We start from the raw sequence: 24,728 nt of genomic DNA, 5'->3' as shown, positions 1-24,728 counted from the left end.
TCCCGAGCGAGCGATCATGGAGCACGTCACAAGCCGGTGGGGCGTGCTGGTCCTGCAGGCGCTGTCGAACGGGGAGGCGTGGCGGTTCAGCGAGTTGCGGCGCGAGTTGGAGCCGGCCAGCGAGAAGATGCTCACGCAGACGTTGCGGACGCTCGAACGGGACGGGTTCGTGCACCGGGAGGTCTACCCCGTCATCCCGCCGCACGTCGAGTACTCGCTGACACCCCTCGGGAAGGGGGCGGCCGGGCACCTCGTGGCGCTGGCGTCGTGGATCGCGGACAACCAGCCCGAGGTCGCGCAGGCGCAGGCGCGCTATGACATCTCCTGAGGTCCACCGGAGCGGAAACGAGCAGACATCGGGTCAGTCACCCGATTGCGCAGTGAAGGTGGTCACTCCGACGCCCGTATCTCGGACCGGAGATCGGATGGGTCACGATTAGGGGGCGCCATTCACGGCCTTGGACTGGCACAATGGACCAATGGCCCAACCGTTCACCGACGAAAGCCATCCGGCGGAGCCCTATCCGGGCACTCGTCCAGACCACTGTTTCGTTCACGTGGACGAAACAGGCTGGCCAGTGCGACCGGACCTCACGATGGAGTCGGGATGGCGTGTTGAGCCGGAGAACATCGATCTAGACCAATGGCTCGCGAACCACGGTGAGCCTCCCCTGGCGGGCCGGATGCCGGTGCTCGGCTACGGCTCCAACGCCAATCCGAGCAAGCTCACCTGGCTCCGCGAGGAGCTCGGTCTCGAAGGCCCCGCTGTCGTGCTCCGCGCACGGTGCGAGGGCCTTTCTGCTGTCTGGGCCGCGGGCCTGCGGATGCGCGACGGGCAGCGGCCAGCGACCCTCGCGGGCGCTCCCGGCGTCACCGAGGAGCACTCCATCTGGTTCGCCACGCCTGAGCAGCTCCGCGTGCTGGACCGGTGCGAGGGGCGCGGGCTGCGCTATCGGCTCGTGCGCGTGCACACGGGTCGTGTGGTGCTCTACAACGGTGGCGTCATCGACAGCGTTCTGGCGTACACGGCGGGGTCCAAGAAGCGGATGCCCGTGCTCTTCAACGGCCGCATGGTCCGGTGCGCGGACGTCTCGCAGCGAGGCGCTCGGGTGCTGGGCGAGAGGCCTGCGATGAGCGATGGACTGGACGTGACCGAGGTCCACGGTGAGCCGTCCGCGGACGACTGGCCCGAGCTGCTGTTCGTCTACGGCACGCTCCAGCCGGGCGCAAGCGCTTGGCACCTGATGGAGCCGCACGTCGTGGAGTCCGAGGAGACCCACCTGCCCGGCACGTTGTTCGACACGGGCCTGGGTTACCCCGCGCTGCGTCCCGGCGCCGGACTCGGCGTGCCGGGCTTCGTGCTGCGGCTCCGCTCCCCCGAGGACGCCCTGCCGCTGCTCGACGAGTACGAGGGCGGCGACTACCGCCGCGTGCGCGTCGTGCTGCCCGACGGCCGGATCGCCTGGACCTACATCTGGACCGCGGCGCTCGAGGGCATGGCCGAGCTTCCGGACGGATGGGACGTCCACCAGATACGGTGAATTTCCGGCACGGTGCATGAGCGACTCGTCAGTTGGGAACATCCTCGGTGGTAGGAGGTGCACCCATGACTCGACGGTTGATCGCTTGCGGACTGCTGGTGCTCGCTTCCGTTACGGCTTGCGGGACGAGAACGCCGGACAACGCGTCGCAAACGCTGCCGACGGCCCCGTCGACGCCCTCGTCGACCGCTTCGTCCACGTCGTCCGCTCCGAAGTCGGACGACCTCGCCGCCCCGGCCGACGGGGTGAAGCGCTGCGACTCGGCGGTGCTCAAGGGCGAGGTCACCCCCACGGACGCCGGCGCGGGCAACAGGTACGGCAAGTTCGTGGTGACGAACAGCGGCGGGGCGCCGTGCACGTTGAACGGCTACAGCGGTTTCCAGCTGCAGAACGGCTCCGGCGCGATACCGACCAAACTGGAGCGCAAGGCCGATCCCGGCCCCGCCGCCGTGACGCTCGCACCGGGCGCCAAGGCATCGGCGAACCTGCACTGGAGCGTCGTGCCCGCGGGCAGCGAACCGGTGGAGGGCTCGTGCCAGCCCGAGCCGTCGAAGGTGGCCGCGATCCCGCCGAACGAGACGGCGCCGCTGAGCGTGCCGTGGACCTTCGGGCCCGTGTGTTCCGGCGGCCGGATCGAGATCAGCGCCTTCTACGCTTCGTAGGTGCCCGGACCCCGGTGGCTCGCCGTGCTCCCGCACGGCGAGCGCATCGCGGAGGCTGTGGAGACCGCCGGGCTGCCGGTCGTCCTGATCGGACACTTCGCCGGTGCTGCCGCCGCAGTCCGTTGCGCGCGAACGCGTTCCGGGCTCGCCGCGCTCGTCCTCGTCTCGCCGGTGCCCGGCATGTGGGACGACGAGCCGCCGACGTTGCGGCTACACGGGTCGGGCGACGAGATGGTGCCGACCGCGGACACGCGGGCGGGCACGGACCGGATCCGCGGGTCCAGGTTCGAGGAGCACGTCGTGCCGGGCCTGCTGACCGACGGAGAGGTTGTCACCCAGGTGCTGGAGTTCGCGCGCCGTGTCGTCTGACACCATCTCTGCTGTCATGGAACAAGACGATCTCGTGCTGCTGATCACCGTGGTGGTCGAGGCGGCGAACGAGCCCCAGGCGCGTGCCGCGTGCGACGCGCTCCTGCAGCGTGCCGGTGCCCAGATCGTGGACGCCCGTGACTGCTCCGACGAGGAGCCCGGCTGCTGGGCGGTCGTGATCACGCGGCCGAGCACGGAGAAGGCCACCCACAACGTCTCGGCGGCGCTGGCGCGGGCCGTTCGCACCTTCGTGCGCGGACTGGGTGACGGCTTTCCGACGCCGAGGGTGGCGTGCGAGCCGCCGACGGCGTGGACAGTCCTGGACGAACCCGAGTTGATCAGCGGCCTCGTGCCGGGTGCCGAACGGGTCCTGGTCGAGGCGTGGGCAGGAGATGACCCTTTCGGTGCAGGCACTCCGCGTGACAACTCACCCAGCAGACCGTCTTGATTCACCCGGCCGGTAGGCGTGAATCCACGACAGGCTGTAGGCGTCGGTGTGAGAGTTGCTACACCCGTGGACGAGGGGCCAGCCGCGCGCTCAACTGATCATTAAATCAAGGCCCGTTCGAGCGAATTCAGGCATCCACCCGGTTAGCCGATCTTCGCTCTCAACTGTGAAAATCTGGGCACAATCTCTACCAGGGGTGGTCGTCAGACCATCTTGTGTTCCGGAGGGTTCGGGAGCCGACATGGCCAGCATCGAAGAGGTCCGTGCCGCAATTGCCCAGGCGATCGACAAGGCTGCGCAAAGCCAGTCGGCCCTCCAGCAGGCGGCTGAGCTCGCCGAGGACGCGCAGCAGCTGCTGACATCGGTCACGCAGGGCTCCGTGCAGGCGGACGTCGAGACGACGAACGCGCAGTTCGCCCAGGTCGTGTCCGGCGTGAGCGAGCTGCAGAACTACCTCGGCGCCGGCATCTCCGGGGCCGAGGGCATCAACAGCAGGCTTTGATGGCGTCCATCGGCGAGGTTCGTGCCGCGCTCGAGCAGGCGAGCGAGATCCTGCGTGAGTCGTACCGCAACGTGCGATCAGCGCAGGAGGGCCTCGACGAGGCGGTCGCCATCCTCGCCGAGTCGAGCGAGAACCACCACGAGTCGCTGCTTCCACCGGAGTTCGTGCGCGCGAAGGAAAGATTCCCCGATCAGCTGGAGCTGATGGTGGGAACCCTGGAGCGCATACAACAACTCACCGTGGAGCTGTGATGAGCAGGCGCGACGACCGGCGGGCGAGGATCGAGAACGCCTTCTTGGAGTTCCAGCGCGCCGTTTCGGCCGCGCTGGGCTCCGTGGCGCGCGAGCACCGGGCGCTCGCCACCGAGCACGCCAAGGACATGTTCGAGTTCACCGTGCGCGGCATGGGCGTCGACAAGGCGTTGCAGGACCCCGCGCTGAGGGACGTGACGGCGTTCCTCACGGTCGACGAGAAGCGCACGAAGAACCCGCGCCAGGCACCGCTCTCGATGGCGCAGTTCAAGGAGCGGCTCGACCAGATCGAGTACGACTGGCGGCAGTCGTTCCACGAGTGGACGTCCTCCGGCCCCGACCAGATCACCGAACTGGTGAACTCGGTCGCCGCCGGGCCGGCTTCGTGGCCGCACGAGTCGTGGCTGGGTGATCCCGGCACGCACGACGGCAGCGAGGGCGTGCCGGAGCTGTGGCGGATCGGCACCGGCGTGGTGACGTCGGCGCCGGAGGCCGCCCCGTTCCCCGTCGCGGTGCCGCTGCTGGACCAGGCGCACCTGCACATCTCGTCCACTTCGGACACCCGACAGCTCGCGGACACGCTCGTGGAGACGCTGTTGCTGCGGGTGCTGTCGCACTTCCAGCCGGGGCTCGTGCACGTGCACGTGTGGGACGTCGGCCAGCTCACCGGGTCGTTGCCCGGCCTCTACCCGCTGACGCGGGCGAACCTGCTGACGGTGCACGACCCGGCGCGGCTGCACGAGCTGCTCGACGAGCTGTCCGAGCACATCCGCCAGGTGCACACCAAGGTCCTGGTCGACGGCCACCTGACGGTGCGGTCGGTCAGCGGTGAGGGCCGGCGCACCGAGCCGTGGCGGATCGCCGTGCTGTTCGGCAACCGCAAGGCGTTGAAGGAAGAACACCAGCAGCAGCTGCAACGCGTGGCGCGCAACGGTTTGGCGTGCGGCGTGCAGCTGTTCATCGTGGACATCCCGATCACGATCAACTCGCCGGTCGAGACGGTGTCGTTGCGCAGCGGTGGTTCCGCGACCTGCACGATGACCGGCAAGGACGTGACGGTCACGCTGGACCCCGCCCTGCCGCGCACCCTGGTGCCGCGCGCCTGCGCCGCCATCGCGGAGAAGCGCGAGGAACGGCGGTCGCGCATGGGCACGTTCGGCGACCTGCTGCCGGACCGGCCGTGGACGGAGAACTCGTCCGCCGGGGTCATCGCGCCCGTGGGGTTCGACGACGGTGAACAGGTCTGCGTGCAGCTCGGCGACACCTCGCCGCACGCGTTGATCGGCGGTCCCTCGGGTTCGGGCAAGACGAACTTCCTCTACGCGATGCTCGGTTCGTTGTGCGCGCGGTACTCGCCGGACGAGCTGGAGCTGTACCTGCTGGACTTCAAGGAAGGCGTGTCGTTCGCTCAGTTCGCGCCGGGCCGCAAGGACCCGTCGTGGCTGCCGCACGCGCGCCTGGTCGGCGTGAACGTCAACACCGATCGCGAGTTCGGCGTGGCGCTGCTGCGGTACCTGTCGGACGAGATGCGCCGCCGTGCGGACGCGGCCAAGCAGCACGAGGTCACCAAGCTGCAGGACCTGCGCGCCGAGGACCCGTCCGGCCGCTGGCCGCGGATCGTCGCGGTGATCGACGAGTTCCAGTACCTCTTCGGCGAACGCGACCAGGTCACCGCCGCCGCCACGCAGCTGCTGGAGGACGTGGCGCGCCGCGGTCGTTCGCAGGGCATCCACCTCGTGCTGTCGTCGCAGGACGTCTCGGGCATCGAGGGTTTCTGGGGCAAGTCGGCGATCTTCGAGCAGTTCACCGTCCGCATCGCGCTGCCCAAGGCCCGCCGGGTGCTGGCCGAGCCGCAGAACGACGCCGCGGTGGAGCTCCCGCGCTGGCACGCGGTGATCAACCACGAGTCGGGTGTGAAGCCCGGCAACGAGATCTGCCGCATCCCGGACTCGACGTCCAAGGGCACCATGGACTTCCTGCAGACGGAGCTGTGGCGCCGCGAACCCGGACAGGCACCGAGCCTGTTCGACGGCAGCAAGATCCCCCTGATCGACGCCGTCCCGGACTTCTCCGTTCTGCGGCCCGGCGAGGCATCGCCTACCGTGCTTCTCGGGCAGGTGATCGACGTCGCGGGCAGCGCGGCACGGGTGCGGTTCGCCCGCACGCCGGGCCGCAACATCGCGGTGATCGGTTCCGTGGTCCAGGACGCGGCCGCCGTGCTCGGCGGAGCGGCCGCGTCACTGGGCAGGCAGCACCACCCGCACGAGGCGGTGTTCACGCTGGCCTGCCTGGTGGAAGAGGCGATGCCCTCGGCGCTGCACCTGATGAAGCGCCTGAACTCCGACGGGCACGACGCCTCGGTGATCGGCATGAACGAGATCAAGGACGTGCTGGCCAGGACCGCCGCCGAGCTGCAGGCGATCAACACGGGCCAGGCCGACGCACCGCTGAAGCCGCACTACCTGGTGCTGTACGGCGTCGACGCCGCGCAGACGTTGCTGGAGCAGAAGGATCCGGTGACGCGGACGTCCGGCGTGGACAGTCTGCGGACGGTGCTGAAGCACGGCCCGGAGAACCGCACGCACGTGCTGGGCTGGTGGCGCGGGGTGACGAGGCTCAAGGCGAGCCTGCCGCCCGGCGTCTACGACGACATCGGCGCCTGGGTGGCGTTCGACGTCCAGGGCAAGGAACTGCTGTCGCTCGGGCCGGAGCAGGTGATGGCGTGGTCGCCGCGACCACGGCGAGGCCTGTTCTTCGACCGGTTCGAGCACTCGCGACCGCAAGTGATCATCCCGTTCGACACAGGAGAAGCGTGATGAACCCGATGATGACCACGATGTTCGACCCGGTCCCGTCACAGCGCCAGAGCGGGGAGGTGATCGAGGTGCCGGCGATCTCCGCGGTCGAGCGCTACAAGGAGATCATCGCCATCGCCGCGGACGCGGCTGCTCGCCAGCGCAAGCTGGACGAGGTGCGGTGCGCCGAACTCGCACAGCGGATCGCGGCGACCCAGCACGAGATCGCCGAGGTGCGCGATCGCGAGCGGGTCGTGCGGATGGGCGCCGCGCTGCACTGGGAGGCCGCGGTCGAGCAGCTCTGGAACGAGCGCTGGCTGCAGATGACCACGCCGCCGCGCCCCGACGAGTCCGTCCCGCCGCGTCCCCAGGGCGAGTACAACCGGGCGATGGACCTCGCGTACCAGGGCCTGGAAGACGCGCTGGCGAAGCGGACCCTGTTGCGCCGCAAGCAGAAGGACTGAGTGCGCCGCTTACGCACCACCGCCGACGTCCAGGACGCCAGTGACGACCCGTTGGTCCGCTGGGCTGCCCAGGCGTTGTCGTCGGGCGGTGCCGCCTGGGAGCACAACGGCGCCGTGGCCGTGCACGCCCCCGTGCTGACCCGGCGCCGCCGGCTGGTCCTCGCCGGACCGGCGGAGGGTGTCGCGTCCCTCCTCGCGGCCCACGGTCGCGGTGTGGAGCTGCGGCCGTTGATGGAACGCCCGCTGGCGCTGGACGTCATGTCCGTCATGCCGACCCCGTGGGTCGAGGACAAGCCCTTCGGCTGGATGGACCGCTCGGGCACGTTGGACCTGCCCACCGAGGCCTGCTGGCTGGGGGCACCGGACGGCGTGGAGGCGTTGCTGCACGAGGCCAACCCGGACTCCTGGGCGTGGCCGGGTGAGAAGGGCGTCTGCCGCTGGGCGGGCGTGCACGTGGGCGGTGAGCTGGTGGCCACCGCGGCCGAGGCCTGGTCGTCCGCCGACGTCGGTTTCATGATGGGCGTGGCCGTCCACCCGTCCCACACGGGCCAGGGCCTGGGTCAGCGCGTGTGCCAGTTCGTCACGTCTTCGCTGCTGACGCTGTACGGCACGTGCGCGCTCTTCGTGGAGAACTACAACGCTCCGGCCATCGCCCTGTACCGCAAGCTCGGTTTCGCGTACCGCGACGTCACCACGCTTCTTCCTGCGGCTTAGGTCACAGTGCGGAACAGTCGTCAGCGGCAGGCGGTTGAAACGGATAAGTGATCCGCAAAATATCCGGAACCCAGACGAATGGAGATGGTCCGACCATGACCAGCACCGCACTCGAAGTCAGGCTCGCGTCCCGTCCGAAGGGCTGGCCGACCGACGAGAACTTCGAGATCGCCGAGGTGGAGGTCCCCACCCCCGGCGAAGGCCAGATCCTGGTGCGCAACGTGGTCATGAGCGTCGACCCGTACATGCGCGGCCGCATGAACGACGTGAAGTCGTACGTGCCGCCGTTCCAGGTAGGCGCCCCGCTCGAGGGCGGCGCGGTCGGTGAGGTCGTGGCCTCGAACGCCGAGGGCTTCGCCGTGGGCGACCACGTCCTGCACGGCCTGGGCTGGCGCGAGTACGCCGTCGTCGACGGCAAGCGCGCCGCGAAGGTCGACGGTGACATCGCCCCGCTCACCACCTACCTCGGCGTGCTGGGCATGCCCGGCCTGACCGCCTACGCGGGCCTGCTCGTCACGGCGGAGTTCAAGCCCGGCGACGTCGTCTTCGTCTCCGGCGCCGCGGGTGCCGTGGGCCAGATCGTCGGCCAGATCGCCCGCCTCAAGGGCGCCTCGCGGGTCATCGGCTCCGCCGGTTCCGCCGAGAAGGTCAAGTACCTGACCGAGGAACTCGGCTTCGACGCCGCCTTCAACTACAAGGACGGCCCGGTCGCCGAGCAGCTCGCCGCGGCGGCACCCGACGGCATCGACGTGTACTTCGACAACGTGGGCGGCGAGCACCTCGAGGCCGCCATCGAGTCCCTGAACCTCAACGGGCGCGTCACGATCTGCGGCGCCATCTCGCAGTACAACGCCGACAAGCCCCCGACGGGCCCGCGCAACATCATCCAGGTGCTGTCGAAGCGCCTGACGCTGCGCGGCATGCTGGTGGGCGACCACCAGGCGCTCCAGCCGCAGTTCGTCGCGGAGGTGGCGGCCTGGATCAAGTCGGGTGAGCTGAAGTACTCGGAGACCGTGGTCGAGGGCGGGGTCCGGCAGGCGCCGGCCGCGTTCCTGGGGCTGCTGCGGGGCGAGAACACCGGGAAGATGCTCGTCAAGTTCTGACGGCGGGCTTCGGGTGGCGGCAGGTCGGCCGCCACCGCGCCGTGCGGGTGGTGGCCGACCTGCGCCACCACCCGACCACCGCGTCCCCTCAGATCAGCTTGCCGGGGTTCAGGATCCCGGTCGGGTCCAGCCGGTCCTTCACCGCGCGCAGCACGTCCACCCCGACCGCCCCGATCTCCCTCTCCAGCCACGGCAGGTGATCCCGCCCGACGGCGTGGTGGTGGGTGATCGTGCCGAGCCGCGAAATGGCCTCCGAGGCGGCGACCTTCGCCTTCGCCCACTGCCCCACCGGGTCGTCGAGGTCCCGCGGCACCAGCACGGTGAAGTACAGCGACGCCCCGGTCTCGTAGGCGTGCGAGACGTGGCACATCACCACGGGGTTCCCGAGCTCGGCGACCAGCGCGTCCCGCACGGCGTCACGCAGTTCGGAGACCCGCGACCAGTGGGTGGCGGTCTCCAGGGTCTCGACGCAGACGCCCGCGTCCAGCAACGCGTCCCGTTGCCGCGGGCCGTTGAACCGCCCGTGCAGCCACGAGGCGCCCATGGCCCGGCCGAGCCGCACGACCTTGTGCCCGCTCAACGCGCTCATGGTCGCGGAGCGGGAGCGGCACTCCCAGCCGAGGATGACCAGACAGGGTTGCTTGACCCCGCGCAGCTTCAGGTACTTCTTCACGACGTCGGCCTTGGACCCGGCCAGCGCCAGGGCCACTTCCGTCTCGTCCACATCGGACAGCCGGGTGATGTCGGCCAGCGCACCGGCCTGGGCCAGCGAGCGCACGAGCGACACGCCCGCCTCCCACCCGTCGACCACGAAACCCTCGTACCGCGGCCCGTACGGCTTGGGGCGCACGCGCACCGAGACCTCGGTGATGACACCGAAAAGTCCCTCACTGCCGAGCACCAGCTGCTTGAGGTCGGGCCCGGCCGCCGACGCTGGCGCGGCACCGGCCACCCACTCCCCCACGGGTGTGGCGACGCGGACCGACTCGACCACGTCCTCGAACCGCCCGTACCCGGAGGACGCCTGACCGGCGGAGCGGGTGGCGGCGAAACCGCCGATCGTCGCCCGTTCGAACGACTGCGGCACGTGCCCGAGCGTGAAACCGTGCTCTCCCAGCAACCTCTCGGCCTCCGGGCCGGTCAGCCCCGCCTGCAGCACGGCGACCCGCGACACGGGGTCGACGGAGACGAGCGCCCCGAGGCCGGCCAGGTCCAACGCCACGACCGCGGACTTGGACCCGCGCAGGGCCTCGACCCCGCCGACCACGGAGGTGCCACCGCCGAACGGGACCACGGCCACGTCGTGCTCGACGCAGACCTGGAGCACCTCGGCGACCTCCTCGGGCGAGGCGGGCCGCACGACGGCGTCCGGCACCGGCAGCTCGCCGTGCCCGCGGTGGCGCAGCAGGTCGAGGTAGGACAGCCCACCGGCCCGTCCGAGCCGGTCCTCGTCCGCGAGGGAGATGGCGCTGACCGCCTCCAACGCCGTGAAGGCGTCGGTGGACAGCGCGGACGGCGGCGCCTGCACCGGCACCTCGGCGAACGGCTCGCCCAGTCCGACGCGCTGGCTGAGCCACGCCAGCGCATGCGGCGGCAACGGCACGGTTTCGGTGGTCCATCGAGCCCTGGTCACTGCTACAGTGTTACACATGACGTCTCAACGTCACACCCACGACGCTCTGCTCGACGCCACCCGTGAGTGTGTTCTGGAGGTCGGAGTCCGCCGGACGACCCTCACCGACGTGGCGAAACGGGCCGGCGTGAGCCGCATGACGCTCTACCGCCGCTACCCGGACGTCGACCACCTGGTCCGGGCCCTGATGACCCGCGAGTTCGCCGCCATCCTCGAAGCTGTGGAACGGGCCAGTGGCCACGGGAACGCCCGTCAACAGCTCGTTCAGCGGGCCGTGGACGCCATCCGGCTGCTCGACGCCAACCCCCTCATGCAGCGGGTGCTGCAGCTCGACGCGGACCTGATGCTGCCGTACCTCACCGACCGGCTCGGCAGCACGCAGCGGCTGGTCGAGCAGTTCCTCGTCGCCCAGGTCGAGGCGGGTCACCTCGACGGCTCCATCCGGTTCGGCGATGCCAAGACGCAGGCGCGCGTCGTGCTGCTGAGCACGCAGTCGATGGTGCTGAGCACGAGGCCCGCCACCTCCGGGCTCGACTTCACCGCGTTGCTCGACGAGCTCGCCAAGCAGCTGGACGGAGCCCTGAAGCCGTGAACACGTCCCTGAACGCCGCCCGGCGCGAGCACGACCTCGAAGCAGCACAACGGGAAGTGGCCGACGTCCTCGTGATCGGCGGCGGCGTCACGGGTGCCGGTGTCGCGCTCGACGCGGCGTCGAGGGGCCTGAAGACCGTGCTGCTGGAGGCGCACGACCTGGCGTTCGGGACGTCCCGCTGGTCCAGCAAGCTCGTCCACGGCGGCCTGCGCTACCTCGCGAAGGGCGACGTGCGGCTCGCCCACGAGAGCGCCGTCGAGCGCGGCATCCTGATGACGAGGACGGCACCGCACCTCACCCGCACACTGCCGATGCTGTTCCCGTTGCACTCCACGGCGGGCCACGTCGTCATGTCCGGCTTCCGCGCCGGCAACGCGCTGCGCATCGCCGCCCGCACGCCGTCGGACGTGCTGCCGGGTCCCCGGCGGGTGCCGAGGCACGAAGCCCTGGCGCTGGTCCCCGGACTCGACCCGGCCGGGCTCACCGGCGGACTGCTGAGCTACGACGGCCAGCTCGTCGACGACGCCAAGCTCGTCGTGGCACTGGCCCGCACGGCGGCGGGGTACGGCGCGCGGATCATCACCCGTGCGAAAGTCTCGACACTGCAAGGAGATGGCGCCGAAGCACAGGACACGCTCACCGGCACCGCGTTCACCGTCCGCGCCAAAGCCGTGATCAACGCGACCGGCGTGTGGGCGGGCACGCTCGCCCCGGTGCACCTGCGCCCGTCCCGCGGCTCGCACCTGGTGGTCGACGCGAAGTCGGCCGGCCTCACCGGAACGGCGCTGACCATCCCGGTCCCCGGCGAGCGCCACCGCTACGCCTTCCTGCTGCCCCAGGCGAACGGCCGCGCGTACCTCGGCCTCACCGACGAACCGGTGGACGACGTCCCGGACGTGCCCGCCGTTCCGGAGTCCGATGTGGACTTCCTGCTCACGACCGCTTCCCAGGTGCTGCAACGGGATCTCACCCGCGCCGACGTCATCGGCAGCTACGCGGGCCTGCGCCCGCTGCTCCAGGCCGAGGGCAGCACCGCGGACCTGTCACGTCACCACGCCGTGCTCACGGCACCGAACGGCGTGATCACGGTCGTCGGCGGCAAGCTCACCACCTACCGCAGGATGGCGGCGGACGCGGTGAACGCCACGAACCTGACGCGCATCCCCTGCCGCACCAAGGACATCCGCCTGGTCGACGACAGGCCCGCGCCCACCACCCCGATCGCGCCGGGTGTCACCGAGGCCGACGTCGTCCACGCGATCCGGCACGAGGGCGCGCTGGACGCCGACGACGTGCTCGACCGGCGCACCCGCATCGGACTGGTGCCGCAGGACCGCGCGAAGGCCGCACCCGAGATCGCGGAACTCCTGACCAACGCGTGAAAAAGCGGGGCGTCCCGGAGGACGCCCCGCTTCTCGGCGCAAGGATCTCAGTGCAGGACCGGCGAGGTCACTCGCCGATGACCGGCTTCGCGGCCTTGGGCGGGTCGACCAGCGCCTCGCCCTCGATCCGGACCTTCCGCTTGTGCTCGTTGCTGCCGCCCTGCTGGCCACCGGCACCGGCCATCGGAGCGCCACCCATCATGCCGGCGCCCATGCCCGCGCCGCCCTTGGCGCCGCCACCGGCACCACCGGCGGCCGCGGGAGCGGCGGGACCGGCACCGCTGCCGGACGCCATGACGCCCGCGGCACCACCGAACTGGGTGGCCGCGGTGCCACCGGCGCCACCGGCGGGGCCACCGCCGAGGCCTGCGGGCATGCCGCCGCCTCCGCCGCCACCCATGCCCTTGGGCACGCCGCCGCCTCCGCCGCCACCACCGGCGCCTCCGGAGGCGGCCGTCGCGGCGTGGTCGGGGGTCGTCGGGCGGTACCAGTCGGTGTTCGGCGTCGTCGGCAAGCCACCGATCACCGGGGGCTTCGTGCCGGTGTTGCCGCCGGCCGTCGTGGTCGTGTCGGGCTCCCAGTGACCGGGGACCCAGCGACCGGGACCGGCGGTACCGCTGCCGGAGCCGGGACCCGTGCCGGTGCCGGGCGGGACGTAGCCGCCGGAACCGCCACCGGGACCGGGACCACCCGGAGTGGTGTAGACGGGTCCGGTGGGGGTGCCGGGAGGCGTGTAGATGGGACGCACCGGGGTGCCGGCCCCGGCGCCGCCGCCGGGCCCGTTCGGGCTCACGTAGCCGCCCTGGTCGCCGGGGTTCTGCCAGCCGGGCGAGACCTGCGCGCCGCCCCCACCGGCGGGCAGCGGGCCGCCGGCGTAGCCGCCACCGGCGCCGCTGGTGAACGTGCCGCCCGCACCGGACGAGGCGCGGTCCTGGTCACCGCCGCGGATGCCGTCGAAGCCGCCCGCCGTGTTGCGCACGGGTCCGGCGCCGCCACCGGCCTTGCCGCCGTTCGCCAGCGACGAGATCGCGTCAATGATCGACTCGGCGGCCTTGGCGATCTGCGAGACCGACTGGATCAGCTTCAGCAGCTTCTGCACGGAGCCGACGAGCTTCTGCAGGAAGTCGGCGAGCTTCTTCGCGTAGTTGACCGCGGTCGTGACGATGTCCGCGATGGCGCCCGCGATGGCCGCGCCGAAGGTCAGGAACGAGGCCGCGAGCCACTGGATGATCTTCATGACCATGTCGGACACGGCCTGGCTGATCAGGTCCATGATCATCTTGCGGACGGTGCCGACCAGCTCACCGGCGCCCTTGACCGCGCCCGCGATGCCGTCGACCGACTTCGCGAGGGTCTCGAGGCCGGTCGCGTGCCGCTTGGCGGCGGCGCGGTAGCCGTCAGCCGCCCTGCCCTGCCACTCGCGGGTCTGCGAGACGCAGATCTTCTCGTACTCGGTCGCGATGTCCTTGACCTGCTTGCCCGCGCTCTTGAACGACTCGGACATCCTGGCGATGGACTCGGGGCTGCCGAGCAGGACGTCGAACGGTTCGCGCAGGAAGTCGACGTGCTGGATGGCCCAGCTGAAGCCGGCGGAGAGGAACCCGCTCAGGGGGTTCGCGGACATGCCGACGATGCCCATGGCCGCGTTCGCGATGCCGAGGCCGCCGCTGACCCAGTCGCCGCTCTCGATGGACTTGTAGGCGTTCGAGACGTTGTTGAACAGCTGCGCGGTGTCACCGCTGCTGGACTGCGTCGCGGGGGCGTTCATCCCCGGCCTCCCTTGAAGCCGAACATGTTGTCGAGGTCGACCTGCTCGTACTGCTCGACGGTCTTCTTGAGCCCGCTACCCATGTCCATCAGCGAGTTCGCGGCCTTGCCGAGCATGTCCTGCGACAGGCCGGCCTCCTGGAGGACCTTCGAGGCCAGGAACCCGAGGAAGACGCCGAACGCCTCGGTCGTGAGGGCCCCCGGGTCGCACGTCTCGGTGGCCTTGCGCATCCGCTCCATGAGCCGGTCCACACTGGCGGCGTGGGTTCTCAGCTCGTCGAGGTCGATGTTGAAGTGCTGTTGCATGCCGTGCCCCCTCCTCCTGCACTCAGGCCATGACGTCGGGCGGGTTCGTGAAGTACTCGTCGTCGGGCCGCGTGTCCTTGCGCTCCAACTCCGACTTCGGTTCTTCCTCGTCGGTTCCGTCGCCCTTGTAGCCGTTCGGCATCTGGGCCTTCACGAACTCCAGCGCGGGGCTGTCGCCGACGAAGTCCGTCATGATCTGCACGACCCGCCCGGAGGCGTCCCGCTGGGCCTTTGCCGAGGCAGTGAGCACCGCGGAGGCGATCTCACCGGGGTCCATGCCGCGCGCTTCGGGCTTGATCTGGAGATCGGTGAGCACACCTGTTGCGTTAACTGTCACCGTGATCAGGCCGTCTGGCGAGCTGGCGCTGCCACCCACACCACCGAGCTGGTCGCGGGCCTGTTCGGCGTTCTGCTTGGCCTGCTCGATCTTGGTCCCGTACTGCTTGAGCCACTGATCCGGGTCGATGGGCTGCATGGTCACCCCCGTTGAGTGAATTGGTCGTTCGTTCGATTCGCCGTAGACGCCCGTATCGTTTCACCCGTTCCCTGCTCATCGATACTTTCAGTGCGATTACCGCCATCCGGGCTAACGAAGGGGTTCACCGTGCCTGAGGGAGTGCTGGAGGTCGACCGGATCTCCAAGCGCTACGGGGAGGTCGTCGCCCTGCGGGACATGTCCTTCGACGTGCGCGCCGGCGAGCTCTTCGGATTCGTCGGCAGCAACGGCGCCGGGAAGACCACGGCCATGCGCATCGCGCTGGGCGTGCTCGCGGCCGACTCCGGCGAGGTGCGGTGGAACGGGAGAACCGTCGACCTCGACACGCGGCGCCGCATCGGCTACATGCCGGAGGAGCGCGGCCTGTACCCGCGGATGAAGGTGCTCGACCAGCTGGTCTACCTGGCCGAGCTGCACGGCATGGGCACCAACGAGGCCCACACGAGCGCGGAGAACTGGATCGCGCGCCTCGGCCTGCGCGACCGCCGCGCGGACGAGGTGCAGCGCCTGAGCCTCGGCAACCAGCAGCGCGTGCAGCTGGCCGCCGCCCTGGTGCACGAGCCGGACGTGCTGGTGCTCGACGAGCCGTTCTCCGGCCTCGACCCGGTCGCGGTCGACGTGATGAGCCAGGTGCTGCGGGAGAAGGCCTCCTCGGGGGTGCCCGTGGTGTTCTCGAGCCACCAGCTCGACCTGGTGGAACGGCTGTGCGACCGGGTCGGCATCGTGAGCGCCGGGGCGATGGTCGCGAGCGGAACGGTGGACGAGCTCCGGTCGGGTGGCACACCTCGCCTCGTCGTGGAGTCGCCGACCACCGACTGGGCTGCCACGCTGGGTGGCGTGCGGGTGATCGAGAAGAACGGGACGCGCTGCGTGCTCGAGCTCGCCGACGGCGTGGACGACCAGGCGGTGCTGCACGCGGCGCTCGCGGCGGGTCCCGTCCACGAGTTCTCCCGGCAGCGCCCGTCCCTGACGGAGCTGTTCCGCAACGTCGTGACCACCGAGAGCAGGAGCGCATGACGTCGGCACGAGCGGTCTCGCTGGTGGCGAAGCGCGAGTTCGTCGCGAAGGTGCGCACCAGGTCGTTCCTGATCGGCACGGCGGTGATCATCGCCGTGCTCGCCGGGTACGTGGTGCTGCAGTCGGTCCTGTTCGACGACCAGCAGCGCAGCGTCGTCGGGCTGTCCGGCCAGGCCACGCAGCTCGCGGATCCGTTGAAGGAGAAGGCGGGCGCGTTCGGCATCGAGCTGGAGACGCGTGACGTCACGACCGCGGGCGACGCCGAGCAGCAGGTGCGCGACGGCTCGCTGGACGCGCTCGTCACCGGCGCGCCGCCCGCGCTGAAGATGATCGTCAAGGACTCCGGCGACCAGATGCTGACGACGGCGCTGAACGACGTGCTGCGCCAGCAGGTGCTGATCGCGCAGCTCGCCGAGTCGGGCACCACCCCGCAGGAGGTCGCGCAGAGCCTCGCGGGCGTCAGCGTGGACGTCACCGCGCTCGAACCCGTTGACCCGCAACGGGGTCAGCGCCTCGCGATCGGGTTGATCGTGGCCGCGCTGCTGTACTACTCTCTGCTGGTCTACGGCACGATGGTCGCGCAGGGCGTGGTCGAGGAGAAGTCCAGCCGGGTCGTGGAGATCCTGCTCGCGACCCTGCGGCCGTGGCAGTTGTTGCTGGGCAAGGTGATCGGGCTCGGCGCGGTCGGCCTGCTGCAGCTGGTGGTGATCTCCACCGTCGGCCTGGGACTGTCGTCCGCGTTCGACGTCGTCGACGTGAGCACGCTGGGCGGCGCCGCACTGCTGACGGGCGTCCTGTGGTACCTGCTCGGTTTCTTCCTGTACGCCACCGTGTTCGCGGCCGCCGCGTCACTGGTGTCCCGGCAGGAGGAGCTGCAGTCGGTGCTGACGCCGATCAGCATGACGATCATCGTGGCGTTCGTGGCGGGCATCAACCTGATGATCGGCAGCCCGTCCGGCACGACGGTCACCGTGCTGTCGCTGCTGCCGCCGTTCGCCCCGATCCTGATGCCGGGCCGGATGGCGCTGGGCGTCGCACCGGCCTGGCAGGTGCTGCTCGCCGTCGTGCTGGCGCTGCTGGCCATTGCGGCGATCACGTGGCTGGGCGGCAAGGTCTACGCGAACGCCGTGCTGAGGACCGGCGCTCGCGTCAAGCTCCGCGAAGCCCTCAGGCTTTGATCGCCTGGTAGCGGTCGAGCGCCACCTGGCGTTCGACCGCGTGGTCCACGATCGGCGTGATCTCGTGCGAGTCCGGCGCGTACTTCCTGACGTACACGCCGTCCGGGTCGAACTTCTTGGCCTGCGTCAGGGGGTTGAAGACGCGGAAGAACGGCGAGGCGTCCGTGCCGCAGCCCGCGACCCACTGCCAGTTGTGCTGGTTCGAGGCGATGTCGCCGTCGATCAGGTGGTTCATGAAGTGCCGCGCGCCCCACCACCACGGCAGGTGCAGGTCCTTGACCAGGAAGCTCGCGACGATCATGCGCACCCGGTTGTGCATGAAACCTTCCTGGAGCAGCTGCCGCATGCCCGCGTCCACGATGCCGAACCCCGTGCGCCCCTGCTTCCAGGCCTCGAACAGCTCCTTGTCGTCGTCGAGCTGCATGCGGTCGAACTTGCGGTCGAGGTTCTGCCGCGCGGTCTCCGGCCTGTGCCAGAGCACGTCGGCGTAGAACTCACGCCACGCGAGCTCGCTGCGGAACGTTCCGTCACAGTCCTGCAGCAGCGTGCGGGGGTGCAGGACGCCCCACCGCAGGAACGCCGACAGCCGGCTCGTGGCGTCGAGGTCGGGCCGGTCGCGGGTGTTGTCGTAGTCGTGGAGCCGTTCGTCGCGGAACTCCTCCCAGAGCTGCCGCGCGTCGGGGAGTTTCTCCTGGGCCTTGGGGATTTCCTCGCCGTGCTCCGGCTCGATCCAGTCCAGAGTGGACGCATCGGTGTCCGCGGGCTTGCGCCAGCCGTGCTCCAGCCAGGCGTTGCGGAACGGCGTGAAGACCTTGAACGGCGTGCCGTCCTGCTTGCGCACCCGGCCCGGCGCCACGGCGTACGGCGATCCGGAGCGGACGAGCTCGACGTCCCCGAGCGCTTCCTCGACGGCCTCGTCCCTGCGGCGCCCGTACGGCGCGTAGTCCGCGGAGATGTGGACGCTGCCCGCCCCGATTTCCTTCGCGATGCGCGGAACGACCTTCACCGGATCACCGTGCACCACCATCAGGCGGCCGCCGAGTTCGTCGTTCAGGGCGTGCAAACAGCGGTGCAGGAAATCGATTCGCGGCTGCCCCGACGGTTTCAGCAACCTGTCGTCGAGAACGAACAGCGCGAGTGCGCGGGGTGACCTTTCCGCGGCCGCGAGAATGGCGGGATGATCGGATGTCCGCAGATCGCGGCGAAACCAGACGATCGAGGGTTCGGAACTCACGGATCGACGCTAAAACGGGCCGGACGGGTCTGCACAACGAGCGGCGAGCCGCTGCAACCCGATCGCGTAGGCGATCTCGTCCGGGTCCGTGAGCAGTGGCAGCATCCGGTCGAGGTCCGCGCGGTGCCGCGCGAGCACGGCGGCGCGCTTCTGGTCGAGGGCGCCTTGGCGGAGAACGACCTGGGTGCAGGCCGCCACATCCGCGTCCAGCACCACGAACCAGACATCCGCGACGTCCACCGAGCGCAACCGCGGTGGGAACAGCCGCTCCATGTGGGCCGCGTACAGCCGTTCCAGCGTTTCGGACACCCAACCCCCCAGCAACGCGAAAAGCGCGCCACCCCAACGGGTGACGCGCCTTCAGCTTGCCAGACGAACTAGCCCGTGATCAGCGGTTCTCCATCGCGATGAAGTCGCGCTCGGTCGGGCCGGTGTAGATCTGCCGCGGGCGGCCGATCTTGGTGGCCGGGTCGTTGATCATCTCGCGCCAGTGCGCGATCCAGCCGGGGAGCCGGCCGAGCGCGAACAGCACGGTGAAGAACTTGGTCGGGAAGCCCATCGCCCGGTAGATCAGACCCGTGTAGAAGTCCACGTTCGGGTAGAGCTTGCGGGAGATGAAGTACTCGTCGCTCAGGGCGGCCTCTTCCAGCTGCTTCGCGATGTCGAGCAGCTGGTCGTCGGCGCCGAGCTTGCCGAGGATCTCGTCGGCCGTCTTCTTGATGATCGCGGCGCGCGGGTCGTAGTTCTTGTAGACCCGGTGGCCGAAGCCCATCAGGCGGACGCCGTCCTCCTTGTTCTTCACCTTGTTGACGAACGACTTCACGTCGCCGCCGTCGTTCTTGATCTTCTCCAGCATCTCCAGCACCGCGCTGTTCGCGCCGCCGTGCAGCGGGCCGAACAGGGCGTTGATGCCCGCGGAGATGGACGCGAAGAGGTTCGCCTCGGAGGAGCCGACCAGGCGCACGGTCGACGTGGAGCAGTTCTGCTCGTGGTCGGCGTGCAGGATGAAGAGCAGGTCGAGCGCGCGGACCAGGTCCGGGTCGAGGTCGTAGGCCTCGGCCGGGAACCCGAAGGTCATCCGCAGGAAGTTCTCCACCAGGCCAAGCGAGTTGTCCGGGTAGAGGAACGGCTGGCCGACCGACTTCTTGTACGCGTAGGCCGCGATGGTCGGCAGCTTGGCGAGGAGGCGGATCGTGGAGATCTCCACCTGGTTCGCGTCGAACGGCGACAGCGAGTCCTGGTAGAAGGTCGACAGCGCGGAGACCGCGGACGACAGCACCGGCATCGGGTGCGCGTCGCGCGGGAAGCCGTCGAAGAAGCGCTTGAGGTCCTCGTGCAGCAGGGTGTGCCTGCTGATCTTCTGCGAGAAGTCCTCGAGCTGGGCGGCGGTCGGCAGCTCGCCGTAGATCAGGAGGTAGCTGACCTCGATGAAGTTCGAACGCGCGGCCAACTGCTCGATCGGGTACCCGCGGTAACGCAGAATGCCTGCGTCACCGTCGATGTAGGTGATCTCGGAGGAGCAGGAGGCCGTGTTGACGAAGCCGGTGTCCAGGGTTACCAGGCCGGTCGTCGACAGCAGCTTGCCGAGATCGATGCCGGACGCGCCTTCGGACGCCCGCACCACCTTCATCTCGAGCTCTGCGTCCCCGTGGCGCAGCGCGACGGTCTGGGGGTCGGTCGGCGCAGTCGTCGCGTCGGGCATTCAAGTCCCTCTCAACGCTCGGACGGGGTGGCGGCAGTCCACGCTGGGCCTGCCGTCGTCTCGGACCACCCCGTTGGGATCTGAGTCTTCAAGTCCACTCACGCTAGTCGGCGGAAGGCCCGCCTCGCAGCAGCGGTGTGAACCGATTCTGTGAGATGGGACCGGCATCACATCCGTAATGCCAGTTTCTAGCGCGGCTACCCCACGGTAGTCCGATCCGTCGTTTTATCCAGCCAACGCGGCGGTGAGTTCGCTCGCAAAGGGCGGTTCGGCACCCGCGCGGGAACATGTGATCGCGGCGGCGGCACCCGCATACGTCAATGCGGCGGTCCATTCCTCGGTCGAGAGGCCGCGGATCTTCTCGGCGCCGAGCGCGTCGTGGTCGTGCAGCCACGCGAGCAGGGCGCCTTGCACGGTGTCGCCCGCCCCGATCGTGTCGACCACGTCCACCTTCACGGGTGGCACGTCGACCTGTTCGGTGGCGGTGATCACGGAGAGACCGTCGCCACCTTTCGTCAGGACCACGGCCGCCGGTCCCTGTGAAATCCACGTCCTTGCGATCTCGATCACGTCATCGTCCTCGGCGAGCCACTGCGCGTCCTCGACCGAGAGCTTCAGCAGCCCGACGTCCGGCAGCCACGACCGGAACCGCGCGCGGTAGGCGCCCGGATCGTGGATGAGCCCTGCCCGGATGTTGGGGTCGAGCGCGGTCAACAAGCGCTTGCTCTCCCGCCGCAGCACCGTCTCGTAGACCGAGGCGCCGGGCTCGAGGACGAGCGAGAGCGTGCCGAACGACACGGCCTTCGCGTCCGCGGGCAGCGGGCCGGGGTCCTCGACGAGCCGGTCGGCGGTGCCGTCGACGTAGAACGCGTACCGCGCGCTGCCGTCCTCGGCGAGCCCCACGACGGCGAGCGTGGTGTTCTCCGGTCCACGTTGGAGCAGTTCCGTCCCCACGTTCGACGCGTGCAGCCGCTTCACCAGCTGCTCGCCGAAGTGGTCGGTCGAGACCCGCGACAGGAACCCCGTCGCCACGCCCAGCCGGCCGAGCGCGACGGCCACGTTGTACGGCCCGCCACCGAGCTTCGGGGCGAGCGGCGTGAGCTCGTCGTCCCCCACCGGCACCATGTCGACGAGTGCCTCGCCTGCAACCACGATCACGCGTTCTACTCCTTCGGGGAAGCGCCCGTCCTCTGCAGCCCATCCAACAGCAGTTCACCCAGCGCGGTGAACGCCTCGGCGTCCGAAACGCCTGCCCGCTTCGTGAGGACGCCGGTCTGGATGCCCTCGATGAGCAGGCCGGCCATCTCCGCGAACAACGTGGCGTGCACCTCGCGGAACACGTGCCGCTCGACCCCGTCCTGGATGAACGACTTGATGCGATCGGCCGCAGCGCGCGCGTTGCGCTCGTACGTGGCGCGCGTGGGCGGGAAGTCGGACACGTCCGCGATGAACGCCGCCGAGGCCTTGCTCAGCTCCTCCGCGGCGCCCGCGAGGTAGCTGCCGATGCGTTTGCGCACGTCGTTGAGGCCCGCGATGCGCTTCTCGATGCGTTCGGCGGCGCCTTTGAAGTACCGGCCGACGACCCGCACGGCCAGCTGTTCCTTGCTGCCGGCGAGCGCGTACAGCGTGGACTTCGAGCAGTGCAGCCTGCCCGCGATGTCGTCCAGCGTGAAATGCCCGAAGCCCTCGGTGAGGAACAGCGCCTCCAACCGGGTGAGCAGCTCGGCCTGCCGCTGCGTGAGAGCCCGCGTCATGTGACGACCCTGCCACATTCACTGGCTGCTGTACTGCACAGAGCACTAGAGTACTGCTAACAGTACTCAACGGAGGTCGACGATGCCCGCCGAGCGGTTGCTCCCCACGCAAGAGGCCGAGGACCTGATCGCGCTGGTCAAGGAGATCGCGCGGGACGAGCTCAAGCCCCACGCCGCGGACGCGGAGGAGAACGAGAAGTTCCCCCGCGACGCGTTCCGCCTGCTGGGCAGGTCCGGTCTGCTCGGACTGCCGTACTCCGAGGAGTTCGGCGGCGGCGACCAGCCCTACGAGGTGTACCTGCAGGCCCTCGAAGAGGTCGCCTCCGCGTGGATGACGGTCGCCGTCGGCCTCTCCGTGCACGTCATGTCGTGCTACGGCCTCGCCACGTTCGGCACCCGCGAGCAGCAGGACCGCTGGCTCCCGGAGATGCTCGAGGGCGAACTGCTCGGCGGCTACGCCCTCTCCGAGGTCCAGGCGGGCTCCGACCCGGCCGCCATGTCGACCAGGGCCGTCCGCCAGGGCACCGACTACGTCGTGAACGGCACCAAGGCGTGGATCACGCACGCCGGCGCCGCCGACTTCTACACGCTGATGGCCCGCACGTCCCCCGACGCGGGCAGGGGCATCTCCTGCTTCCTCGCACCGGGCGAGGCAGACGGCCTCACGGCGGCCACCCCCGAACGCAAGATGGGCCTCACCGGCTCCATCACCGCGCAGCTGGCGTTCGACGACGTCCGCTTCGGCGCGGACCGCCTGATCGGCAACGAGGGCGACGGCCTCAAGATCGCACTGTCCGCTTTGGACTCGGGCCGCCTCGGCATCGCGGCCTGCGCCGTGGGCCTCGCACAGGCGGCACTCGACGAGGCCGTGGCGTACGCGAAGACCCGAACCCAGTTCGGCCGCCCGATCATCGAGTTCCAGGGCCTCGAGTTCCTGCTGGCCGACATGGCCGCCGCCGTCGAGTCGGCTCGTGCCACGTACATCTCGGCAGCCCGCCGCCGCGACCGCGGCCTGCCGTTCCGCCAGCAGGCGTCGATCGCCAAGCTCGTCGCCACGGACGCGGCGATGAAGGTGACGACCGACGCCGTGCAGGTGCTCGGCGGCGCGGGCTACACCCGCGACTTCCCGGTCGAGCGCTACATGCGCGAGGCCAAGGTCCTGCAGATCTTCGAGGGCACCAACCAGATCCAGCGCCTCGTCATCGGCCGGGGACTCCGCTAGCCCTCCCGGTAGAAGGGGTCGGCCACGACCCCTTCACCCTTCGCCTCGTTCCACGTGTAGACCTCCCGACCCTGTACGTACACGTGCAGCGCGCGGCTCATCACGTCGAGCGGGTCCCCGGACCAGATCACGACGTCACCGTCGAGCCCCGGCTTCAACGACCCGACCCGGTCGTCCAGCCCCATGATCCGGGCCGGGTTCGTCGTGATCGACTTGAGCGCGACGTCGCTGTCCAGCCCCTCCTTCACCGCCAGCGTGGCCTGGTGCACCAGGAAGTGGATGGGCACGACGGGGTGATCGGTCGTGATCGCCAGCTCCACCCCGGCCCGCGCCAGGATTCCGGGGTTGCGCAGCCCCCGGTTGCGAAGCTCCACTTTGGACCGACTCGTGAACAGCGGCCCGATGATGACCGGAATCCCCTTGTCCGCGATGACGTCCGCGATCAGGTGCCCTTCGGTGCCGTGGTTGAGGATCAACCGGTACCCGAACTCCTCGGACAACCGAATGGCCGTGGCGATGTCGTCGGCCCGGTGCGCGTGCTGACACCACCCCAGCTCCCCGCTGAGCACCTTGCCGAGGATCTCCATGGTGTTGTCGCGGTCGAACGGCTTCCCGTCCTTCTCCGCCTCCGCCTTCTTGGCCGCGTAGTCCTGCGCCTTGGTCAACTGGTCGCGGATGACGGCCGCAACCCCCTGCCGCGTGGACGGCAGCTTCCCCTTCTCGCCGTACACCCGCTTCGGGTTCTCCCCGAGCGCGCTCTTCACGCTGACGGGCTCCTTGACGAGCATCTCGTCCACGGTCCGCCCCCAGCACTTGATGGCGACCGTCTGCCCACCGATGGGGTTGCCCGACCCGGGCTTGATCACCGCGGTGGTCACCCCACCACTCAACGCGTCGGCAAAGCCGAGGTCAGCGGGGTTGATGGCGTCGAGCGCCCGCATCCGAGCCCCGACGGGGTCCGTCATCTCGTTGGTGTCCTGCCCGGCCCACCCCTCGGCCTCCTCGTGGACACCGATGTGCCCGTGCGCCTCCACAAAGCCGGGCAACACCCACGCCCCGTCCGCGTCGACGACCTCAACGCCCTCGGGGATGTCGACGTCGGAGCCGACCGCGACGATCTTCCCGTCCTGGATGAGGACAGTGCCGCCTTCGACGGGTTCGCCGTCGACGGGCACGACGTAGCCACCGGTGATCGCGATGTTCATGGTTAGCAACGCTAACGGTTCGGACGGGAGACGGCCACCCCGGATGGCGGGGCGGCCGGGGTGAGGGGGTGGCAGGTGCGGCGGGGCCGAGGACGTGGCGGTGGCCGTGGCGAGCCGCCAGATCGGTGCGATGCCGCAGGCGAGCCGTCCTTGGCAAAGAGGTACCGGCGGTGGGGTCCCATCACGAGTCGCGCCACAGCACTTGCTGCACCTGAGGGGTGGGGTCAAGTCGACACGCTTTTCGTCGACTTGACCCCACCCCTCAGGTGTGGCCCGCTCCTGGTGCGGCTTGGGATGGGACCCCACCGCCACCGCAACCAAACAACTCAACAGGCAGCCGCTCTAAGCAACAGGCGTGCCATCTACCTGCCCGCGGCGCTACCCCCATCTC

At 69.7% G+C, this 24,728-nt stretch carries 26 protein-coding genes; 16 read left to right on the top strand and 10 right to left on the bottom strand.

Features of this window, described 5'->3' with window-relative positions:
• Positions 1–16 precede the first annotated feature (16 nt).
• The 11 genes from BMY74_RS03070 (at position 17) to BMY74_RS03020 (ending at position 8,849) form a co-directional block, all read left to right on the top strand.
• Positions 17–328, top strand: coding sequence for a winged helix-turn-helix transcriptional regulator (locus BMY74_RS03070; protein ID WP_425434808.1), 312 nt, complete (start codon positions 17–19; stop codon positions 326–328).
• Positions 329–596: 268 nt separating this feature from the next.
• A complete protein-coding gene (locus BMY74_RS03065) occupies positions 597–1,541 on the top strand; it encodes a gamma-glutamylcyclotransferase (RefSeq protein ID WP_245785857.1) in 945 nt (314 codons plus the stop codon).
• A gap of 65 nt (positions 1,542–1,606) precedes the next feature.
• Positions 1,607–2,203, top strand: a complete 597-nt coding sequence (locus BMY74_RS03060) for a DUF4232 domain-containing protein (protein WP_089908981.1) — start codon at positions 1,607–1,609, stop codon at positions 2,201–2,203.
• On the top strand, positions 2,204–2,572 hold the full coding sequence (locus BMY74_RS03055; protein WP_089908978.1) for an alpha/beta hydrolase: 369 nt from the start codon (positions 2,204–2,206) through the stop codon (positions 2,570–2,572). It abuts the gene before it with no gap.
• A gap of 16 nt (positions 2,573–2,588) precedes the next feature.
• Positions 2,589–3,020 (top strand): hypothetical protein, encoded by a 432-nt coding sequence (locus BMY74_RS03050; protein WP_089908975.1) that lies wholly within the window; start codon positions 2,589–2,591, stop codon positions 3,018–3,020.
• 241 nt (positions 3,021–3,261) lie between these two features.
• Entirely contained in the window at positions 3,262–3,522 is a 261-nt protein-coding gene (locus BMY74_RS03045) for a hypothetical protein (RefSeq protein ID WP_030481403.1), read from the top strand.
• A complete protein-coding gene (locus tag BMY74_RS03040) occupies positions 3,522–3,773 on the top strand; it encodes a hypothetical protein (protein WP_089908972.1) in 252 nt (83 codons plus the stop codon). The genes BMY74_RS03045 and BMY74_RS03040 overlap by 1 nt, the downstream gene beginning before the upstream one ends.
• Entirely contained in the window at positions 3,773–6,589 is a 2,817-nt protein-coding gene (locus BMY74_RS03035) for an FtsK/SpoIIIE domain-containing protein (RefSeq protein ID WP_089908969.1), read from the top strand. The genes BMY74_RS03040 and BMY74_RS03035 overlap by 1 nt, the downstream gene beginning before the upstream one ends.
• Positions 6,589–7,032, top strand: a complete 444-nt coding sequence (locus BMY74_RS03030; protein WP_089908965.1) for a hypothetical protein — start codon at positions 6,589–6,591, stop codon at positions 7,030–7,032. Before BMY74_RS03035 ends, BMY74_RS03030 begins: the two co-directional genes overlap by 1 nt.
• Positions 7,033–7,746 carry a GNAT family N-acetyltransferase gene (locus BMY74_RS03025; protein ID WP_089908962.1) on the top strand — a complete coding sequence of 238 codons (714 nt, stop codon included), beginning with the start codon at positions 7,033–7,035 and terminating at the stop codon, positions 7,744–7,746.
• 95 nt (positions 7,747–7,841) lie between these two features.
• On the top strand, positions 7,842–8,849 hold the full coding sequence (locus BMY74_RS03020; protein ID WP_089908959.1) for an NADP-dependent oxidoreductase: 1,008 nt from the start codon (positions 7,842–7,844) through the stop codon (positions 8,847–8,849).
• Between the two features lie 88 nt (positions 8,850–8,937).
• On the opposite strand, the gene BMY74_RS03015 is transcribed toward BMY74_RS03020, so the two are convergent.
• Complete coding sequence (locus BMY74_RS03015; protein WP_089908956.1) at positions 8,938–10,500, bottom strand: FAD-binding oxidoreductase; 1,563 nt, start codon at positions 10,498–10,500, stop codon at positions 8,938–8,940.
• Between BMY74_RS03015 and BMY74_RS03010 the strand changes: the two genes are divergently transcribed.
• A complete protein-coding gene (locus tag BMY74_RS03010; protein ID WP_089908953.1) occupies positions 10,499–11,074 on the top strand; it encodes a TetR/AcrR family transcriptional regulator in 576 nt (191 codons plus the stop codon). The genes BMY74_RS03015 and BMY74_RS03010 overlap by 2 nt on opposite strands.
• Positions 11,071–12,456 (top strand): glycerol-3-phosphate dehydrogenase/oxidase, encoded by a 1,386-nt coding sequence (locus BMY74_RS03005; protein WP_089908950.1) that lies wholly within the window; start codon positions 11,071–11,073, stop codon positions 12,454–12,456. Before BMY74_RS03010 ends, BMY74_RS03005 begins: the two co-directional genes overlap by 4 nt.
• Before the next feature lie 67 nt (positions 12,457–12,523).
• Here BMY74_RS03005 and BMY74_RS03000 read toward each other — a convergent pair whose 3' ends face one another.
• The 3 genes from BMY74_RS03000 to BMY74_RS02990 are packed head-to-tail and all read right to left on the bottom strand — an operon-like array spanning position 12,524 to position 15,004.
• Positions 12,524–14,224: a WXG100 family type VII secretion target gene (locus BMY74_RS03000; RefSeq protein WP_089908947.1), complete on the bottom strand. Its 1,701-nt coding sequence runs from the start codon at positions 14,222–14,224 to the stop codon at positions 12,524–12,526.
• Positions 14,221–14,529 carry a hypothetical protein gene (locus BMY74_RS02995; protein ID WP_089908944.1) on the bottom strand — a complete coding sequence of 103 codons (309 nt, stop codon included), beginning with the start codon at positions 14,527–14,529 and terminating at the stop codon, positions 14,221–14,223. The genes BMY74_RS03000 and BMY74_RS02995 overlap by 4 nt, the downstream gene beginning before the upstream one ends.
• A 22-nt stretch (positions 14,530–14,551) precedes the next feature.
• Positions 14,552–15,004, bottom strand: a complete 453-nt coding sequence (locus BMY74_RS02990) for a YbaB/EbfC family nucleoid-associated protein (RefSeq protein WP_089910381.1) — start codon at positions 15,002–15,004, stop codon at positions 14,552–14,554.
• Positions 15,005–15,133: 129 nt separating this feature from the next.
• Between BMY74_RS02990 and BMY74_RS02985 the strand changes: the two genes are divergently transcribed.
• Both BMY74_RS02985 and BMY74_RS02980 read left to right on the top strand, forming a co-directional pair.
• Positions 15,134–16,042, top strand: a complete 909-nt coding sequence (locus tag BMY74_RS02985; RefSeq protein WP_089908941.1) for an ABC transporter ATP-binding protein — start codon at positions 15,134–15,136, stop codon at positions 16,040–16,042.
• Positions 16,039–17,220: an ABC transporter permease gene (locus tag BMY74_RS02980; protein WP_089908938.1), complete on the top strand. Its 1,182-nt coding sequence runs from the start codon at positions 16,039–16,041 to the stop codon at positions 17,218–17,220. The genes BMY74_RS02985 and BMY74_RS02980 overlap by 4 nt, the downstream gene beginning before the upstream one ends.
• Here the strand turns inward: BMY74_RS02980 and BMY74_RS02975 are convergent.
• The 5 genes from BMY74_RS02975 to BMY74_RS02955 all read right to left on the bottom strand — a co-directional run bounded on the left by BMY74_RS02975 (position 17,210) and on the right by BMY74_RS02955 (position 21,910).
• Complete coding sequence (locus BMY74_RS02975) at positions 17,210–18,454, bottom strand: cryptochrome/photolyase family protein (protein WP_245785856.1); 1,245 nt, start codon at positions 18,452–18,454, stop codon at positions 17,210–17,212. The genes BMY74_RS02980 and BMY74_RS02975 overlap by 11 nt on opposite strands.
• 9 nt (positions 18,455–18,463) lie before the next feature.
• Entirely contained in the window at positions 18,464–18,763 is a 300-nt protein-coding gene (locus BMY74_RS02970; RefSeq protein ID WP_143091417.1) for a hypothetical protein, read from the bottom strand.
• Between the two features lie 79 nt (positions 18,764–18,842).
• Positions 18,843–20,156 (bottom strand): citrate synthase, encoded by a 1,314-nt coding sequence (locus BMY74_RS02965; RefSeq protein ID WP_089908933.1) that lies wholly within the window; start codon positions 20,154–20,156, stop codon positions 18,843–18,845.
• Between the two features lie 225 nt (positions 20,157–20,381).
• Complete coding sequence (locus BMY74_RS02960) at positions 20,382–21,314, bottom strand: carbohydrate kinase family protein (protein ID WP_089908930.1); 933 nt, start codon at positions 21,312–21,314, stop codon at positions 20,382–20,384.
• A gap of 5 nt (positions 21,315–21,319) precedes the next feature.
• On the bottom strand, positions 21,320–21,910 hold the full coding sequence (locus BMY74_RS02955) for a TetR/AcrR family transcriptional regulator (protein WP_089908927.1): 591 nt from the start codon (positions 21,908–21,910) through the stop codon (positions 21,320–21,322).
• Between the two features lie 82 nt (positions 21,911–21,992).
• Here BMY74_RS02955 and BMY74_RS02950 point away from each other — a divergent pair, with 82 nt between their 5' ends.
• Positions 21,993–23,132 carry an acyl-CoA dehydrogenase family protein gene (locus tag BMY74_RS02950; RefSeq protein WP_089908924.1) on the top strand — a complete coding sequence of 380 codons (1,140 nt, stop codon included), beginning with the start codon at positions 21,993–21,995 and terminating at the stop codon, positions 23,130–23,132.
• On the opposite strand, the gene BMY74_RS02945 is transcribed toward BMY74_RS02950, so the two are convergent.
• On the bottom strand, positions 23,129–24,337 hold the full coding sequence (locus BMY74_RS02945; RefSeq protein WP_089908921.1) for an amidohydrolase: 1,209 nt from the start codon (positions 24,335–24,337) through the stop codon (positions 23,129–23,131). The genes BMY74_RS02950 and BMY74_RS02945 overlap by 4 nt on opposite strands.
• Positions 24,338–24,728: the final 391 nt, after the last annotated feature.

It is taken from the genome of Lentzea albida, assembly GCF_900111005.1.
GTDB lineage: Bacteria > Actinomycetota > Actinomycetes > Mycobacteriales > Pseudonocardiaceae > Lentzea > Lentzea albida.
This window is presented reverse-complemented; position numbering and strand designations above follow the sequence as displayed.